This window comes from Empedobacter sp. UBA5528 (genome assembly GCF_002426075.1).
GTDB lineage: Bacteria > Bacteroidota > Bacteroidia > Flavobacteriales > Weeksellaceae > Empedobacter > Empedobacter falsenii_B.
The window spans coordinates 13,031-31,185 of record NZ_DINY01000032.1; the positions used below are offsets into that span (position 1 = coordinate 13,031).

Annotated in this window: 14 protein-coding genes and 1 riboswitch; of the genes, 1 reads left to right on the top strand and 13 read right to left on the bottom strand. The window is 30.8% G+C overall.

Annotated features, from left to right (window positions below):
• Window positions 1–70: 70 nt before the first annotated feature.
• Entirely contained in the window at window positions 71–1,657 is a 1,587-nt protein-coding gene (aceB, locus tag B4L98_RS07390) for a malate synthase A (protein WP_291051979.1), read from the bottom strand.
• A gap of 117 nt (window positions 1,658–1,774) precedes the next feature.
• On the opposite strand from aceB, the gene B4L98_RS07395 reads away from it, so the two are divergent.
• On the top strand, window positions 1,775–3,262 hold the full coding sequence (locus B4L98_RS07395) for a helix-turn-helix domain-containing protein (protein ID WP_291077915.1): 1,488 nt from the start codon (window positions 1,775–1,777) through the stop codon (window positions 3,260–3,262).
• A 57-nt stretch (window positions 3,263–3,319) separates the two neighbouring features.
• On the opposite strand, the gene B4L98_RS07400 is transcribed toward B4L98_RS07395, so the two are convergent.
• From B4L98_RS07400 to udk, 12 genes are all read right to left on the bottom strand, one after another.
• A complete protein-coding gene (locus B4L98_RS07400) occupies window positions 3,320–3,565 on the bottom strand; it encodes a hypothetical protein (protein WP_291077917.1) in 246 nt (81 codons plus the stop codon).
• A 42-nt stretch (window positions 3,566–3,607) separates the two neighbouring features.
• Window positions 3,608–3,708, bottom strand: a riboswitch (SAM-I-IV-variant riboswitch).
• A 67-nt stretch (window positions 3,709–3,775) separates the two neighbouring features.
• The gene (locus B4L98_RS07405; protein ID WP_291077919.1) at window positions 3,776–5,665 is read right to left on the bottom strand and encodes an ABC-F family ATP-binding cassette domain-containing protein; all 1,890 of its coding nucleotides are present in this window, start codon (window positions 5,663–5,665) and stop codon (window positions 3,776–3,778) included.
• Window positions 5,666–5,699: 34 nt separating this feature from the next.
• Window positions 5,700–6,881, bottom strand: coding sequence for an ABC transporter permease (locus B4L98_RS07410; protein ID WP_291077921.1), 1,182 nt, complete (start codon window positions 6,879–6,881; stop codon window positions 5,700–5,702).
• A gap of 6 nt (window positions 6,882–6,887) precedes the next feature.
• On the bottom strand, window positions 6,888–7,880 hold the full coding sequence (locus B4L98_RS07415; RefSeq protein WP_291051971.1) for an HlyD family secretion protein: 993 nt from the start codon (window positions 7,878–7,880) through the stop codon (window positions 6,888–6,890).
• Window positions 7,881–7,884: 4 nt separating this feature from the next.
• Window positions 7,885–9,267 carry a TolC family protein gene (locus B4L98_RS07420; RefSeq protein WP_221855572.1) on the bottom strand — a complete coding sequence of 461 codons (1,383 nt, stop codon included), beginning with the start codon at window positions 9,265–9,267 and terminating at the stop codon, window positions 7,885–7,887.
• Window positions 9,268–9,413: 146 nt separating this feature from the next.
• On the bottom strand, window positions 9,414–10,088 hold the full coding sequence (locus B4L98_RS07425) for a hypothetical protein (RefSeq protein ID WP_125349240.1): 675 nt from the start codon (window positions 10,086–10,088) through the stop codon (window positions 9,414–9,416).
• A 60-nt stretch (window positions 10,089–10,148) separates the two neighbouring features.
• Window positions 10,149–11,948, bottom strand: a complete 1,800-nt coding sequence (locus tag B4L98_RS07430; protein ID WP_115001141.1) for an ABC transporter ATP-binding protein — start codon at window positions 11,946–11,948, stop codon at window positions 10,149–10,151.
• A 3-nt stretch (window positions 11,949–11,951) separates the two neighbouring features.
• Complete coding sequence (locus tag B4L98_RS07435; protein WP_286475347.1) at window positions 11,952–14,129, bottom strand: FUSC family membrane protein; 2,178 nt, start codon at window positions 14,127–14,129, stop codon at window positions 11,952–11,954.
• 62 nt (window positions 14,130–14,191) lie between these two features.
• Entirely contained in the window at window positions 14,192–15,358 is a 1,167-nt protein-coding gene (locus B4L98_RS07440) for a THUMP-like domain-containing protein (protein ID WP_115001137.1), read from the bottom strand.
• 127 nt (window positions 15,359–15,485) lie between these two features.
• Window positions 15,486–16,760, bottom strand: coding sequence for a methylmalonyl-CoA mutase family protein (locus B4L98_RS07445; protein ID WP_219034475.1), 1,275 nt, complete (start codon window positions 16,758–16,760; stop codon window positions 15,486–15,488).
• On the bottom strand, window positions 16,753–17,142 hold the full coding sequence (locus B4L98_RS07450) for an FtsB family cell division protein (RefSeq protein ID WP_221855581.1): 390 nt from the start codon (window positions 17,140–17,142) through the stop codon (window positions 16,753–16,755). The genes B4L98_RS07445 and B4L98_RS07450 overlap by 8 nt, the downstream gene beginning before the upstream one ends.
• On the bottom strand, window positions 17,142–17,810 hold the full coding sequence (gene udk / locus B4L98_RS07455) for a uridine kinase (protein ID WP_260392473.1): 669 nt from the start codon (window positions 17,808–17,810) through the stop codon (window positions 17,142–17,144). The genes B4L98_RS07450 and udk overlap by 1 nt, the downstream gene beginning before the upstream one ends.
• Window positions 17,811–18,155 lie beyond the last annotated feature (345 nt).

The window sequence follows — 18,155 nt, forward strand, 5'->3', positions numbered from 1 at the left end:
TTTTTTGTGTTTTGTTTATGAATGTGTGTTGTGTGTGTATTTCTTTTCGTGTGTGTTTGGTTATAAGGGCTTAATCAATATACTTATAGGCTTCTAATGTTAAAAATTCGGTAAACTTGTGCGATAAAACTAATTCGTCAAAGATTGAAATAGCTTCTTCAAATCTTCCGTTCAAATAGTTTTCCTCACCAACTAATTGTTTTATTTTCTGAACCTCTTCGGCTCTTAATTTTTTGTATTTGTCACTGTTAAATTCGCATCCGTTTTCTAATGTAATCGACTGGCTTAACCATTGCCAAACCTGCGTACGAGAGATTTCTGCTGTTGCTGCATCTTCCATTAAGTTATATAAGGCAGCGGCTCCTTTTCCAGATAACCAACTTTCGATGTATAAAATTCCAACATTAATATTGTCTCGAATTCCTTGTTTTGTAACTGTTCCTTTTGGCAATTCTAACAAAGCCTCGGCAGTTGTTATAACATCTTCTCGCTTATTATCTATTTGATTCGCTTGTGGCATGTATTCGTCAAAAATATCTTTTGCGACTTTTACCAAAGCAGGATGCGCAACCCACGTTCCGTCATGTCCATTTTTTACTTCGCGAAGTTTATCATTCTTCACTTTTTCGAAAGCGATTTCATTGGCTTTTTCATCATTCTTAATCGGAATTTGAGCAGCCATTCCACCAATTGCATGTATGTTTCGTTTATGACAACGTTGAATAACTGCTTGCGAATATGCAGCCATAAAAGGCGAAGTCATCGTAACTTGTGAACGATCTGGAACAATAAAATTTGGGTGTTTCTTAAATTTTTTGATATAAGAAAATATATAATCCCAACGACCGCAGTTAAGGCCTGCGATGTGGTCTTTTAATTCGTAAATAATTTCATCTAACTGAAAAGAAGCTGTTATAGTTTCGATCAAAACTGTAGCTTTAATCGTAGCTTGTGGAATGTTTAAATAATTTTGTGCGAAAACAAAAACATCGTTCCACCAGCGTGCTTCTAGGTGATGTTCTAATTTAGGAAGATAGAAATAAGGCCCACTTTGCTTGGAAAGTAACGTGTGTGCATTATGGAAAAAATATAAACCAAAGTCAAATAGTGAGCCTGATATTTCTTGTTTATCTATTATGATATTCTTTTCATTCAAATGTAAACCTCTCGGTCTTACAAGCAAGACAGCAGTCTTTTCGTTTAATTGATACTTTTTTCCATTATTTTCGAATGAAATAGTACCATTTACTGCATCTCTTAAATTTTGTTGTCCTTGAAGATTGTTATCCCATGTGGGAGAATTACTATCTTCAAAATCGGCCATAAATGTATTAGCGCCTGAATTTAACGCGTTAATTACCATTTTACGGTCAACAGGACCAGTTATCTCAACGCGTCTGTCATGTAAATCAGCTGGAATAGGAGCTGCTGTCCAATCACTATTTCTGATTTCTTTTGTTTCTGACAAAAAAGTTGGAAAATTACCCAAATCAAAAAAGATTTGTCTTTCTTGTCGATTCGCCAAAAGTTCTAAACGTCTTTCGTTGAAATTTTTGTGTAAAGCTGTTAAAAATTTAACCGCTTCGGTTGTCAAAATATCTGGATAATTATCCAGCTTATTCTGTGATAATTTTAATTCACTTGTAATAGTATCCATTTTTTGTGTTTTTGTTGTAATTTTGGTTTTGGTTATTCGAGCGGAATTTTACTCCCAGCGAACGTTCGCTAAATTATAAAAATTCGTTTACATTTACCAAATATTTTTGAAAAAATTATGCAAGAAGAATACATTAAATTAATTTTTGGTTTAAAACTAAAACAAGTAAGAATGGCTAAAGATTTGTCATTGTTTAAGTTATCTAAGTTAACTGGACTTTCGAAATCGTATTTGAATGAGATCGAAAAAGGTAAAAAATATCCAAAAACTGATAAAATTGTTGCTCTTGCCGAAGCGTTGGAAATTCCTTATGATGAGATAGTTTCTTTAAAATTGGATAAGAATTTAGCGCCAGTCGCTGAGATTCTACAATCAAATTTATTGCAAGAAATTCCTTTGGAACTCTTCGGAATTGAAGAAAGAGATTTAATTGAGATCATTTCTAACGCACCAATGAAGGTAAATGCGTTCATTTCTACGTTGATTGAAATAGGTAATAATTACAATCTTACACGCGAAAGTTTTTTCTTGGCTTCGTTGAGGTCTTTTCAGGAAGCAAATGATAATTATTTCCCTGAAATTGAAAAATCTGCAAAGAGTTTTTTACAAGAATATTTGATTGAATCAGAAGATTTTGTAAAAAATGAAACGATGGAAGAAATTCTGAAAGAAGAATATAATTATACCATTCTTTATGAAGATTTCACTTCTTTAGGAGGGAAGGATTTAGCGAAATTGCGTTCTATTTTTATCAAAGAGAAAAAACTTTTGTATATCAATATCAATTCTGACAATGATCAAAAACGATTTATTCTAGCGAAAGAATTAGGCTATAATTACCTTGATTTGAAGGAGCGTTTGTATACATTTTCGTGGGCAAGTTTCGATAATTTTGATCAATTGTTAAACAATTTTTATGCATCTTATTTTGCTGGAGCGTTGTTGTTACCAGAAGAAAAATTGTTGAAGGATATGCAGAATTTGTTTGCTATAGAGCATCATGATTTGTCTAAATTTCAAGAAATTCTTGGAAAATATACCGAATCTCCTGAGACGGTTTATCAACGAATGACAAATTTGTTACCCAAACATTTTAATATTCGTGATTTGTTTTTCTTGCGTTTGTCAGCAAAAGTTGGCTCAAATTCATATAAATTAACGAAAGAACTTCACCTTAATCAACAACAATCGCCACAAGCAAATGAAACGGATGAACATTATTGTCGTCGTTGGGTTTCGTTAAATGTTTTGAAAGAATTGGAAAAACATCAAGATGATCATCATGAGATTTCTGCACAAATTTCGTTGTATCCGTTCAATAATAATCAAAAATATTATGTAATTTCTTCAGCAACGAAAGATCCATTCAATCCAAATTATTTAAGAAGCGTAACGATAGGTGTGTTGTACAAATCAGCACAACGTAAAGTTAAGTTTATGAATGACCCATCAATTTCTGTAAAAGAAGTTGCGGTTACGTGCGAAAATTGCGGGATGAAAGATTGTGCAGAACGTGTTGCAGAACCAATTCGTTTTGAAAAAGATATCCGAAATAAACGATTAAATGTTACGATTAATGATTTTATAAAAGAGCAGAGTAAGTAATATTGTCTACCATAAAATATAAAGGAAAACTTGTTTCAAGTTTTCCTTTTTTTATGTTTAATCTAAATATTCTAATCTATTTTCAATTAATATGACATAACGTTGAAGCGAAAATGTGTTTCCTCTTTCTATGGTTGTGCAATCAAAATTACGGTATTGTAATTCGTCAAATAATGTTTTGACATAACATCTTTTTGCAGAATTCCAGGAACTGTTTCCTACATTTTGATTAAATCGCTCGACTAATTCGTTGTCAGTTAATTCACGGAATAATACGACAAATTCATTTTTTAGATTTTCCATTGTTTTAATTTTTTAATGATAAAAACAACAGGATAGAGTGGAGAATAACCTTTATTTTGGCGTTTGCCCTCATTCTATACCACCGTAGCGCGGTTTTTGGCTCGGTTGGTGTTCTGATTTTTCAGAAACTCCTGATGATTGATAGAGTAAATATAGAATAAATTTTTAAAACAAAAAAAAGGAACTAAAAAAAGTTCCTTTTCAATATTTTTATTCGCTTAATTCTAACCAACGAAATTCTTTTTCTTCTAATTCGTCTACAATTTTTTGTAGTTCATCTCCAATAGTTGCGATTTTGTCGTACCCTAAATTTGGGTCAGAAAGTAAACTGGTTAATTCTTCTTTTTTAGCTTCAAGAATTGGTAAAGATTTATTAATTTCTTCTAATTCTCGTTGTTCTTTAAATGATAATTTTTTAGGTTTTGTCTCTACATTTTTCTCTTTCGATTCAACTTTTTCCTGAATAACGATTTCTTTTTCAACCTTTTTATCGTCAGTTATGGGCTTGTTTTTATTCTCGATGTGATATTCTGTATATGTTCCCATATAACGAGAAATTTTACCTTCGCCTTCAAAAATCATCAATTCATCGACCACTTTATCCATAAAATATCTATCGTGGGAAACAACTAATAAACAACCTTGATATTCTTCTAAGAAACTTTCAAGAACCGTCAAAGTTGGTAAATCCAAATCATTTGTTGGCTCGTCGAGAATCAAAAAGTTAGGATTTTTATACAAAATTGCTAATAACTGTAGACGTTTTTTCTCTCCACCACTTAATTTTGATATAAATGTATGTTGCTGTTCTGGCGTAAATAAAAACATTTCTAAGAATTGTTCTGCACGCATTTCTTTTCCATTAGAAAGAGGGAAAAAATCTGCAATATCTTTTACAAACTCAATGACGCGTTCGTCGCCTTTAAATTCAATTCCATCTTGTTTAAAATGTCCAATATTTAAGGTTTCTCCACGTTCAATTGTTCCAGAATCCATAGTTTCGATTCCTTCTAACATTTTTAAGAAAGTGGTTTTTCCAACACCATTTTTTCCGACTAAACCAATTTTTCCACCACGAGCGAAAATATAAGAGAAATCATCTAAAATTTTCTTTTGACCAAATGATTTCGAGACATGTTCCATCTCAATGATTTTTTGACCCAAACGCGTCATCACCATCTCTAATTTTACTTGTTGATCGACAATTTTATGTTTAGCCACTTTTTCAGTATCATAAAACGCATCAATACGAGATTTAGACTTTGTTGTACGCGCTTGCGGTTGACGACGCATCCATTCAATCTCTTTACGATAAAGGTTTTTCGCTTTGTCAATTGTCGCATTTTGATTTTCGATACGCAATGCTTTATTCGTAATATAAGTTTCGTAATTTCCCGAATGTACATACAATGTTTTGTCCTCCATTTCGAGAATTTTGGTACAAATTGCATCTAAGAAATAACGATCGTGCGTAACCAAAATCAATGTTTTGTTTTCTTTGTTCAAGAAATATTCAAGCCATTCCACCATTTCAATATCCAAATGGTTAGTAGGCTCATCTAAAATCAAAAGAACATATCCAGTTTCGAAACTTAAATCAATCAAAAATTTTGCTAAAGAAATACGTTTGCGCTGACCACCAGAAAGTTTTCCAATTTTTTGATCCAAGAAATCAATCTTCAATTTTGATAAAATTTCCTTGATTGTTGGTTCAACTTTCCAAGCATCCAAAACGTCCATTTTTCCCATTAAATCAATTAAATCAGGATTTGTTGGATCATTTTCGATCATATTTTCATATTGACGAACAATATCTAAAACTTCATTCGAATGATTGAAAATATATTCTTCACTTTTTAAATTTTCGTCAAAGTCATCACTTTGATCTAACATTAAGATTTTAACACCTTTATTTGGACGAACTTCGCCAGAATCAGCCGTTTCTAATCCAGCTAAAATTTTAAGTAAAGTAGATTTTCCACTTCCGTTTTTTGCTACGAATGCGATTTGGTCTCCTTCATTTACATGAAAATTTACATCTTCAAATAAAGTTCGGATTCCATATGATTTGGTTAGATTTTCAACTGTAAGAAAATTCATAGTTTATTATCTGTTTTGTAAGTTAAAAAAGACGCTAAATCTTTTCTGTTTCGATTTGTTTCATCGATTGTTTAGCTTTTCTTATTTTAACGATTAGAATAGCCAAAGATAAGACAAAGCAAATACTTCCTATTACAATTAGATTATTTAAATGTGGTTGAATTAACGCAGGATCGCCTTTTTCGATGAAAAGTATTCGGAATATTTTCAAATAATGTGTTAATGGAATGCAATCTGCAATTGCTTGAATCCATTTTGGCATTTGACTTAAAGGCCATGTAAATCCACTTAAAATGAAACTTGGTGTTGCAACAACCATCAAAACTTCGGTTGCTTTTAATTGGCTTGGAAGGAGAATGCTGACTAAAAATCCTAAAAAACAAACGGCTAAAATAAATGCAAGAGAAGAAGTGAAGAATGGCCAAAATTCGGTTTCTAATTTCATGTCATAAAACATTCCGAACCAATAATACAGCATATATATAAATACTGACATAAATAAATAAGGGAAAGTTTTTACGAATAAAATGGTAAACGGATTGGATGATTTTGAGATCAATTCATTAAATGTCCTATTCTCAAATTCTGAAGCAAATGAAAGTGCTAAACCTAATAATAAAACTTGTTGTAATACCGTTAATAAAACACCTGGAAGCATAAAATATAAGTAGTTTCCACTTCTGATATTTTGGCGAATCATCGTTGATTTGAATGGTTCGTAGCTTTGTGTTGCAATATATTCTGGAACACCTTGTTTTCGAGCTGTTTCTATTGAAATACCAGCTTTCATTGTTGTTAAAACTGTAGTAATTGCGATTGCCGCTGTATTAGAAGTTAACGTATTTGAAGCATCTACAAAATAAGCGATTTCAGGTAATTTTTTTTGTTGTACATCAGACTGAAAGTTTCGAGGAATAACAACCACAACTTCAGCTCCGATTGCTAAAGCTTTATTCTTAGAATCAAATGTTGAAGGTAAAACTTCAGCAACTTTCACCGATTCATTTTCATCTAACATCTGAATAATTTTCTGACTTGTCATCGTATGATCTTCGTCTACAACAATAATTGGTAAATTGGTTACATTTCCTTTTTTATAAACATTTCCGATCAGAACACCATACATAATAGGTGCTCCCAAGAATAAAATTGGTAAAACAGGATTCTTGAAGAAAAGTTTGAATTCTCGTATAATTAAATGAAAAATCGTTTTCATCAGAATTTATTTAGCGTTAAGATCCAAAATTACATTTGCTTTTGTCAATAGTTGAGCAGCTTGTTTATAGTCAACAGGAACAACTTTCACTTCATATTGCGATTGTTGTTGATCAATATCAGGATAAGCAGTCGAAATATTAGCGTACGAATTAAGTACTTTTATCGAAACAATTTTACCTTTCAAAACCATATTATTTTTATAAGGAACTTTTAAATTGACGATTTGATTTTTTTGCAATTGTCCGATTTTATTCTCAGGAATTGTGAATCTAAAAAATGTAGTTTCTCCCAAAATTCCGTTTGCAATAGAATATCCAGCCAAAGCCAATTCTCCAACTTTTAGATTAATTGTTTCAACCGTCATATCTTGTGGTGCTTTGATGTGTCTTTCCGCTTCTGCAACATCTACTTCTTGCAAAGCTCCCAAAGCACGTTCTTTTTGTCCTAAAGCCATTTGTTGTTGCTCTACACGCGTTCCATTTTCGGCATCAGCTAATTCAGCTTTTGCAGCTAAATATTGGTTTTTAGCGCCTTGATATTTCGCATAAACTTCATCATAACTTTGTTGCGGAACAAGACTATCTCGAAGCATATTTTTTAGTCGATGATTTGATTTTTCAGCATAATCTAATTGTTCCTTCAAACCAGCAACTTTTGCACGCAATTGTTTTAATTGATTATCTGTTGCACCTTTTTTAGCCATTTCGTATTGAGCTTCGGCAGAATTTACAGCGCCTTCTGCTTGACTTTTTTTCGCGTCAACTTCTGGTAATTGTAAGACAAAAAGCGTTTGTCCTTTTTTTACTTCATCGCCTTCGTGAACTAATATTTGATCTATTTTTCCTGGGATTTTTGTTACAACGCTAATTTGATCGCGCTCAATTTTACCTTGAAAAATAGTTTGCTGTTCTTTTTTATTTTCCTTGTCAGATGATTTACAGTTTGTAATAAAAATTAATCCGCTTAAAGCAAAAATATAGGATAATGTATTTTTCATGATTTTAATTTGAGATTTGATTAAATAATTCTCCAGAAGTTTGAAGTAATTCGTAGGTTTTAGAGCGTTGATCTAAGATTTGAGCATAATAACCTAGATTGGCTTTGTAATAATCATTTTCGGCAGCCAAACGTTCAGTTACATCTATTAATCCTTCTTGAAATCGTCTTGAAGCGATTTCTAAATTATTTGTTGCAATGGTATTTTGTTGATTATTTACTTTTAATTTTTCAGTAGAAGTTTCATAATCAATTTTGTTTTTACTTAATAATAAATTCAGTTTTTCTTGCGAATTTCTCAACTTGTTTTCATTTATTAAAATGTCAGTTTTTGCTTGTGCTAATTTATTTTTGTGTTGTCCGCCATCCAACAATTCCCACTTTGCGCCAATACCAATCAAAATATTAGGGAACATCGAAAATTGGTTCATTTTTAAATTAACATCACCTAATACATCACCATCTTTTAATTTGAAATGACTTCCAAAAATTGAGGTGTAATTGGTATTCGCGAATGCAAAAACTTGCGGTAAATGTGAACCTTTTTCCTTTTGATACAGAAATTCGTAAGCTTTTACAGAGTGTTCAAGTGCTTTCAATTCTTTTTTATTTTCTAAAGTATAGCTTGAAGCAAGAATATCAATAGGTGTAAGTTCGTATTGAATTTGTTGAAGATCTTGTTCAGATAGATGCGTCAACATTTCTAATTTTTTGTATAGCAATTGTCGATTACCGTTCAATTCTACTTGTCGGGCTTCTAACTCTAGAATTGCTAATTTTATTTTTTCCCGATCGTATGGAATAGCTAAACCATTTTGAATTGCTTTCTGCACTTTAAGATGTTCTTTATCCAATCGTTTTGCAGAATTTGAAATTAATTCTTCTACTTTGACCAATAACATCAATTGATCATAAGTTTGTAAAATATCTTTGGTTATAGTTTCTTTTTCGGCTTCTTTCAAATAATCTAAAGCAGTACTTTTTTCCTGAATAGCATTCAACGCATTTGGAATTTGTAATCCCGAAAATATAATTTGAGTGGCGTTAACTCCAACAGTAAATAATCCTGCAGAGGTATTGAATTTTTGATTACCCGAAAACAATTCTGTGGACAAAATATCGATTGATTTGGTTGGAATATCGATAATTCCGTTCGAGTTTAGATAACCACCCAGCGCAATTGCAGATAAACTTGGTTGTTGTTTACCTTTTACTTCGTTATATTGGTAATTGTTTTTCTCGACTTCCAATTGTTTATTTTTTAATTCGTAACTCGACTCAATCGCTTTTTCAACAGGCAATCGAAGTTGCGGATCAATCAATTGTTGTGCAAATCCCGAAATAGAAGTCAATAATGGAATAAAAGATAAATATCGTATAATAGGCATCCTATAATTTTAGCATAAAATTAACAAAAAATATACCATGAATAAAAGTCAATATTAGAATGTCATTAAAAATAAAAATCCTGAAACTTTTTAAGGGTTCAGGACTTCCAAAAGTTGCCAAAAAAATGGCGCATAGTTCAATGTATTTAATATTTATTATCAATAATATCCAACGTTTCGTTTAATGATTCTTTCATCATTTTCTCTAAATAATCCGTCGTACTTTTATTGATTGTTTCGTCTATATATTTAGTTCCACCAATTGTTTCGCTATATTTTAAAGCATTATTTTTAAGGTCTAAAATATTAATATAGACATATGTTTTTGCGATGTATTTCTGTTTGTTGGCAGGATCATAATCAAGACCCGATTTTACATTAATCAAAACTAAATCATCTTGATTAATCGCTTTTTTTAAATCATTAAATTTAACTTGATTTACATTTTCCTTTGTGATTAATTCATTTGGAACTAAGTTTTTATCAAATTTATCAATCATTTGATAAGTATACTTGTTATCGTTTAATATTTTCTCAGATTTATCACGAATTATTTTTACAATATCAAATTTAGAATTTATTTGTTTAAGCTGATTTTCAATTGATTTTGAATCAATGTTTTGATCTAAATTTTGAGAATTATGATCAAAAAAACCAAGAGAATCTATGTTAATGAGAACACCAACTTTGTTTACAGGAACGTCTAAAGCATTTTCGTAAGTTACCGTATTAAGTGCTAATTCTTTTGGAGCTTCTTTTTTTTGCTCGCAAGATTGGGTAAAAAACAATACCCCAACAATAAAATAAACTAATTTTTTCATACACTATCCTATTACCTCTTTAAAGGTAGTGATTTATAATGTTTTATAATAAAATTATTGCTAATAATTTTCTTCTTCTTCATCGTCAAAAGTTTTGGCAATTTTTTCAATGTTTAAGCTTTTTGCCATCGCATCAAAAATCTCTTTATAAGTGCCGTTCATTTTGTAGACATCTTCATGAATCCCGTGTTCTACAACTTCGCCTTGTTTCATCACGTATGTATAATCGGCATCGATAATTTGAGAAATACTATGCGAAATAATGATAACTGTTCGATCTTTTTTGATGGCATCCAAACTATTTTTAATCTGTTCTGTCGCAATTGCATCCAAACTTGCAGTAGGTTCGTCTAGAAAAATAATTGGTGGATTTTTGAGAAACATACGTGCTATGGCGATGCGTTGTTGTTGACCGCCAGATAACAATAAGGCTTTGGATTGATAACCTTCTGGCAAGTCCATAATTTGTTCATGAATATAAGCGCGTTTTGCAGCATCTTCTATTTCTCCGAAAGTTGCGTTTACATTTCCATAACGAATATTTTCTTCAATTGTTCCATTAAAAATGTGATTTTTTTGTAAAACCAACCCAATATTATCACGTAAAAATTGCGTGTCATATTCTTCTAAATCAATTCCATCAAGTAGAATTTTTCCAGAATCAGGTTGATAAAATTTATCTAACAAATTAATCACTGTACTTTTTCCAGCACCAGACAAACCAACTAAAGCAGTAATTTTATTGGGTTGAATTGTCATGTTGATATTTTTCAAGGCTTTGTAACCATTTGGATAAGAAAAGTCAACATTTTGGATTTCGAATTTTCCTTTTAGATTTGTTGGAAGATAATTCCCAGATGATTCTTTTTCATTGTCTGCTTTCAAAATTCCAAAGAAACTTTCGGAATAAATCATAGCATCATTCATTTCATCGTAAATACGATGCAGTTGACGAATAGGCGCAGAAACGTTGTTAAACAACAAAATATGAAACATAATTGCACCAATTGTCATTTGTCCGTCAAGAACCAAATACGAAGTTAAAATAATGATAATCACTACGCCAAACTGCTCGATAAAAGATTTTAAACCATCAAAAAAGAAGCTTGTTTTGCGTGTTTGCATTTGATTATTCGTCAATTCTTTTTGCAAATCAAGTTGTTTTTTACCTTCTATATCTTCTCGGTTAAATGATTTAATTACTGTAATTGAATCAATTATGCTGATAATTCCTTGTGATTTTTGTTCACGATAACCTCTTAAGTTTCGTCGCCAACCACTCAGCTTTTTCGCTTGCTGTTGCGTGATAATGAAATAAATCGGAACGATACAAAGTCCAACCAATCCAACATAAAAATTAGCATTGAACATTAAAATTAAAGCAACAATTGAATTGGCAAAAAGTGGAAGAATATCGATAAAAAAGTTTTGAACTAAACGTGTCAAACTTTCAATTCCTCTGTCAATACGGGTTTGAAGTTTTCCTGCTTGATTATCTTGATTTGTATAAAATGCCATTCTATACGTCAAAATCTTTTCGATAATGGTTTGTGCTAAATCTTGTGAAACTAAGATTCTAAGCTTTTCACCATAATATTTTTGACCAAATGTGATAAAAGCATTCAAGATTTCTTTTGTCATCAAAACAATTGAAATAAACGAAATGATTTTCAGACCTTCTTTTAATCCTTTTCCAGCTTCAACCAAACCATTTATAGAATCTACGGTATACTGTAAAATAAGGGCGTTTACCTGTGACGTAAAAGATCCAACTAAGGTTAGGAGCAAAGTTGCGACAACCAAAGAACGATAAGGTTTTACAAATGGACGTAGATTTTTAAACAGTTGAATGATTGTCATTTATTATTCTTTTAACGGTTGTTCTTTCACAAAAACGTGACCAACTTTTGTGAAATCGTAAGCAATCTCGTATAAATACTCTAATAGATCTTCAATCAGTTCAGAATCATTTTGCAAAGCCTCTGTTTCAATTTCAGTATATGCAACAGTTTTTTCTCCAAATTCTATTGTTTTAGGTAAATTTTCTGTTTCATATTCGCCATAAAGCCGAATGTTTTGTAACAATAATTGCAAAATTTTCTTCATCAATCGAATGTGTTCTGAAGTTAAAATAACAGAATTGTTTTTCTTTAAAATTTTAACTAAACCAACTGAATATGAGACAAATGACTGGTTGAAAATGGTGAATTTATTCAGTACGTTAGCATTTTCTTGTTTTCCTTTCGGTTCAGAAATTACACGTTGAAAAACTGAATTAATATTTGCCATTGCAATAAAAACATCTTTTCTAGCTAACTTATAATCAGTTGTAGAAACTTCGTTGTCTGCTAATTTTTTAAAAACCAAATAAATAAACTCATAATTTGCAATCAATGCTTTTTGAATATATTCGTTCATATTATTTTTTTCCCAAGTTGGTAAAATCAAATAACTCGAAATAAACGCCATAAATCCTCCAACAAGTGTGTCAATAAAACGTTCTTGAATAATATACAATGAATCTTTTTGCGAATAAAAACTAAACGAAATAAGAATATATGCGGTTAAATAAAATGTACCAATTGCATATTTATGACGAATAAAAGTGTAAGCCATCAACATGAAAATAAGCATTAAAGCAAATCGGATACTGTGTTGAGGAATAATCAATAATATTAAAACCCCAACTAATCCACCGCCAATTGTTCCTTTCAAACGCTGAAAGTTTCGCTTTTTTGTTACGCTAAAACCAGGTTTTAAAATCACTAAAACTGTCATCAAAATCCAGTAACTATGGTAAGTCATCGGAATAATAAACGTGACACCATAAGCTAATAACATTACAATTGATGCACGAATTGCATGTCTAAAAATTGAAGATTTTAGATTCAGATGATCTTTTAATTTTCGTAAAGAATAATCAACTGTAGGTTCAAAATGTTCGGCATGATCCAGTGGATTTTTCTTTTTTTCTGTGAATGAATCATCATAGAAAAATTTATGGATAAACTCTATTTTATAAACAATTTGCTTTAAATTGATGTAAATTTTAGATAAAACGATTGGTTTTTGTCCTTCTGCATATAATTCTTTGATAGCATCATCAATCTTTTTCAACTCAACTTCAAAGTCAAAAGTAGGTTGTTTAGGACGTTTGTTCGAGTTAATATGATAAGCAATCATTTTAAGCTCATGCGCTAATTTATTCATTAAATTATAGATTTTGCGCATTGCTTTTGTATCACCGTAAACTTCTCGAATTTTCACATAATCGTATTGATTTGCTGTTACATTTTCAAATATATCCACCAAATCAGAAAAAATAAACACAATCGAACGCCCAATTGGTGTCAGGTCTTTTACCAATTTTTTGTTCGAAAAAACTAATTCACGAACTAAACTTTGTTTTTCGTTAATTACAACATGTTCATCGATTAATTTTTTGATAATATCATCGTAATTAGAGTCTTTATCAAACATAGAAGCCTTGATTCGAATGTATTCAGAAATATGAATCATTGTATCAGCTAAGTTTTGCTGCGCCATACGATAAGGACGAAAGGTACTAATAGCTAGGCTAAAAATAGTGTACCAAGCTGCTCCAGCAGTCACAAAAAGTGCAATATGAAGAGGACTTAACTCATGTCGTAAATCATTCATATTCATTACCATTGACATCATAATGACCATTCCAAGCGCACTTGTACGTTGTCCCCAAACGGTTAACATGTTAGAAAAGAATACGATAAGTGTTAAACAAATACCTAGAAATATTGGGTAACTGTTAATCGTTTTGGTGAAATATGAAACAAGGAAAATCAAGAGCACGGAAAGCCACATCAGGTTTCGGCGTTCTTTAAATGGACCAGGTGTATCCGTCATGTGTGCTAAAACTGCACCAAGACTTATCGTTACACCGGCATATAAATCGCCAAACAAGCTGGCTACGATAGGCGGAATGATAATCGCTAAAGAAGTTTTTAAGCCATCTGAAAGCGCTTCTCCGTAGATAAAGTTTTCAATTTTATTGATGATTTTCAAGTGTAATTTTTTAAGGTTGAAAATTGTTGTATAAAATTAACACAACTTTTTTCGAAACCCAACTAAACTCGTGAAGTTTTTAGAATATGAAAACCATCAATGCTTTGAGTAAAAATTAAAGTTGTTGTACCACCATCAATAATTTTGAATTTTTTCTTGATAACGTCTATTGGCTGATTGTAATTTTTGACTAATAAATTCGCTTTTGTTTTTAGAATTTCTTTTTTTTGATTTTTAATTTCTTCTTCAATCAAGTAAATTTTTCCAGGAAAATTCTCTAAAAGTTCATTCGAAGTATACAAATGAGTATTCTGATGAAGTTTATGAAGATTGAATTTTTCGCTCAATAATTTGAAAGCACCAGTTTTTAGAATCGCAACATTTGGTTCGTAAATATAACGTTGAATTCCTCCAAAACTTGCATTCGCACTATATTCTTCTTCAAAATGAAAAGAAAATTCGGATTGATTATTTTCTAAATTAACAGCTTTTATCAAAGGGTTTTTTGTTGAAGAATTTTTATCTAAAATGATTAGAAAATCTTTCACTTCATTTTTTAATGCAACAATGTGTATTTCAAAAATTGAATCAATTTGTTGTAGGGTAGAAGTGATGTCTAATAAAGGCGAAAGCTTGATGATAATTTTCTCTGTTTTTTCGGAAAAAGTTGGAATCCATTCTAAAATATTTGGCTCTAAATCTTCCAAAATAAATTTTCTTCCGCTCGAATTTCTTCTTGCTGGATCGAGATAAATAACATCAAATTTTAATGTAGGATTTTCTTCAAAAAAAGACTGAAAAGTTCCTGTATAGGTTTCTAAATTTGGCGCTAAAATTTTAGCATTATGTTGTACAATCTCACTCAATTCAGGATTTTGTTCGATGTGATATACTTTGTCAAAATTCTTTGCAAAAGCCATGGTATCAATTCCAAAACCTGCGGTTAAATCAATCAAATTTTTTCCTTTAACTAAAGTTGATTTATAATTTGCTGTGGCTTCTGAACTTGCTTGTTCCAAATTAATTGAAGGCGGAAAATAAATATTTTCTGTCGAATAAAGTGTTGGAAATTTATGTTTTGAAACTTGAATTCCTTTCAATTGTTGTGCAATTTCAGCAGAAGAAATTTCTTCAAACAACGATTTTTTCAAACCTATAGATTTGATGTCTTCATGTTCGATTATTTTCAGATAATCTTGAAATTCTTTTGTTAAAATAGTTGGATTCAAAATGTTATTTTTTGACGTAAAATATTATTTTATTAAACACAAAACTTCAGTATCCATCACAGCTACTGAAGTTTCGATTATATTATTAAGTTCTTTTAATGAAATTGGCATCCAATTCATGTAAAAACTATTTTTTTTCCTCTTTTTCTGCCAAACGAGTTGGAACAATCGGAACAAAAAGTGCTTGTTTTACCACTTTTTCTTTTGGCGATTTCTCAATCACATCTGCAGGGTTTCTAAATTTGTTTACACCAATTAATTTAATGGTTTGCTCATCGAAATCTTTTTGCTCTTTTTTCGCGCTTGTGTAAATAAAATCTTGAATAGTTTCATTTTGTAAAGCATTTACAAAACCTCCTACATTTTGTATTGTTTTAAACAATTCTAACGCATTTTCAGCCATTTGATTTGTCAAACTTTCAATGTAGAAAGAACCAGCAGCAGGATCAGTAAATTGATTCAAATAAGATTCTTTTTGTAACAATAATTGTTGTTTTGCGGCTAATTCTAATCCAAAATCAGACTCTTTATTAACTTCATCATATGATCCAACAAAAATAGCGTCACTTGATCCGAAGATAGCCGAAGAAGCTTCTATTGTAGAGCGAATAACGTTGTTGTAAATATCTAATTTAGATTTATTGCGATCGGATGTTGAAGTGAAAATAAATGCTTCACTTTCTTTATTATATTGCTCCAAAATCATTTTCCATAAAAAGCGAAATGCTCTTAATTTCGCAACTTCGAAGAAATAATTACTTCCAACAGCAAATTTAAAATAAATTTTGTCCGCAATATCAGCTCCAAAATTTTCTAAATATTCTACTGCATGTGCAAGTGTAATCGCAATTTGTTGAACATGATTTGCTCCAGCATTTTGATAAACATCTCCTTGAATTGAAATTACTTTTTCGAAATTTTTCAATGCCAAAGCTTCTTTCACCAATTCTTTTGATGCTTTTTCTGAATCATTTTGCCAAAGTCCATTCTGTGCCAAATATCCATAAATATCTAAATCTAAATATTTCAGATTTGGAAGATTTTCAAGCGATTTTAAATCAGAAGTTCCATTATATTTAATAAATAAATCTAGATAATTAGGAAGTTCTAACGATGAATCAATTTGATTTTGATTAATCAAATATCCATACAAAAAGCTGTAATCTTGGTTTTTATTTCCAGTATATTTCGAAATAATTTTCCAATCTTTTGAGGATTTTGGTAATGGTTGTACAGCCGAATAATCGACATCATCCTTTGTATATAATGGTTTTACATTTATTTGATCGTTCGTTCCCCAAACCAAAGTTTCATTATATTCTAAACCTTTTAGCTCGACTTGAACTTTATTTTTCCATTCTTTTTCAGAAATAGAATCAAAATTTTCAAATAACTTACTCATTTTCTTTATTTTGCGGCTTCGTAACTTTTTCTTGCTGAATGATAAAAATATCTTCATCATCTTTTTTCAAGAAATGCTTTTCTCTTGCAATCCTTTCAATTTCAGCAGGATTACTATTTAGTTGATTTAATTTTTCAGACTCAGTATCCAAGTGTTCTTGGTAATATTGTTGATCAACTTCTAATAATTTGATTTGTTTATCCAACTCGCGATGTACGAAAAAAGAATTTTGGTCGAAAAAAATCATCCAAACAGCAAACGCAACCGTTAGAACAAAGTAACGATTCCAAACAAATTTGAATACACGTGTATCCTTAATTTTTCTTTTCGGTACTTCTGGTGTAAGTTCTTTGTCAAAGATTTCTTCCGATTTTTCTTTCATTATACAGTAGTTTTCGAGTTGAGTTTTTCTTTAATTACAGTTGATAAAACTTTGATTGCGACAGAATTTTTCTTTTTCATATTCGGAATAATAATGTCTGCATAGTTTTTAGATGGTTCTATAAATTGCTGATGCATAGGTTTTAACGTTTTTTGATAACGTGTTAAAACTTCGTCTAAATCGCGCCCACGTTCTTGTATATCACGGCGTACGCGACGAATTAAACGTTCGTCAGAATCTGCATGAACAAAGATTTTTACATCAAATAAATCGCGTAAATCTGGGTCAGTCAATACCAAAATTCCTTCTACAATAATAACCGATTGTGGATGTGTTAAAATCGTTTCTTCCTTGCGACTATGCGTAATAAACGAATAGACAGGTTGTTCTATTGATACGCCATTTTTCAATAAAGCGACATGTTCTTTTAGTAATTCGAAATCAATTGATCTTGGGTGATCAAAATTGATCTTAGAACGTTCATCAAAAGATAATTCAGGATGATCTTTATAATAATTATCTTGAGAAATAACGATAACGCTTTCCGCGTTAAGATCTCTTAAAATATTATTTACAACAGTTGTTTTTCCCGAACCTGTTCCTCCTGCAATTCCTATTACTAGCATTTTTGTTTTATTATTTTTTTTAATTTCGTTTGATGTTTCCATTGCAAGAGTTCTCGTAAAATTTCCTTAAAGATAAAATTTTCCTATCAGAAATTAAAATAAAAAGAAATCGATTCTTGCAAAATTTTAAATGTTGTCGTGAAGAAGTTTTGGTTGATTGATTTTGAGAAAAGAAATAATTATCGATGCATTTAAAAAATGATTGATTTATTATTCGATTATTTAGATGTAACTCAAACATTTAGGTTTATTTATACAAAAAAAGTACTTTGCAGTACTTGGTTTCTCTTAATCGGATGCAAAGGAAAGAAAAAAATATAAAAACTTTATCTTTTTTATCATTATATTTATAAGATCAGAACTATTACCCGTAGTGCATTTAGGTAA

Bases quoted from the DNA above. Each gene is read 5' to 3' on its own strand.
- aceB (WP_291051979.1), bottom strand. From the start codon at position 1,657: ATGGATACTATTACAAGTGAATTAAAATTATCACAGAATAAGCTGGAT.
- B4L98_RS07400 (WP_291077917.1), bottom strand. From the start codon at position 3,565: ATGGAAAATCTAAAAAATGAATTTGTCGTATTATTCCGTGAATTAACT.
- B4L98_RS07410 (WP_291077921.1), bottom strand. From the start codon at position 6,881: ATGAAAACGATTTTTCATTTAATTATACGAGAATTCAAACTTTTCTTC.
- B4L98_RS07450 (WP_221855581.1), bottom strand. From the start codon at position 17,142: ATGAAAGAAAAATCGGAAGAAATCTTTGACAAAGAACTTACACCAGAA.
- B4L98_RS07430 (WP_115001141.1), bottom strand. From the start codon at position 11,948: ATGACAATCATTCAACTGTTTAAAAATCTACGTCCATTTGTAAAACCT.
- B4L98_RS07395 (WP_291077915.1), top strand. From the start codon at position 1,775: ATGCAAGAAGAATACATTAAATTAATTTTTGGTTTAAAACTAAAACAA.
- B4L98_RS07425 (WP_125349240.1), bottom strand. From the start codon at position 10,088: ATGAAAAAATTAGTTTATTTTATTGTTGGGGTATTGTTTTTTACCCAA.
- B4L98_RS07405 (WP_291077919.1), bottom strand. From the start codon at position 5,665: ATGAATTTTCTTACAGTTGAAAATCTAACCAAATCATATGGAATCCGA.
- B4L98_RS07415 (WP_291051971.1), bottom strand. From the start codon at position 7,880: ATGAAAAATACATTATCCTATATTTTTGCTTTAAGCGGATTAATTTTT.
- B4L98_RS07420 (WP_221855572.1), bottom strand. From the start codon at position 9,267: ATGCCTATTATACGATATTTATCTTTTATTCCATTATTGACTTCTATT.
- udk (WP_260392473.1), bottom strand. From the start codon at position 17,810: ATGGAAACATCAAACGAAATTAAAAAAAATAATAAAACAAAAATGCTA.
- B4L98_RS07445 (WP_219034475.1), bottom strand. From the start codon at position 16,760: ATGAGTAAGTTATTTGAAAATTTTGATTCTATTTCTGAAAAAGAATGG.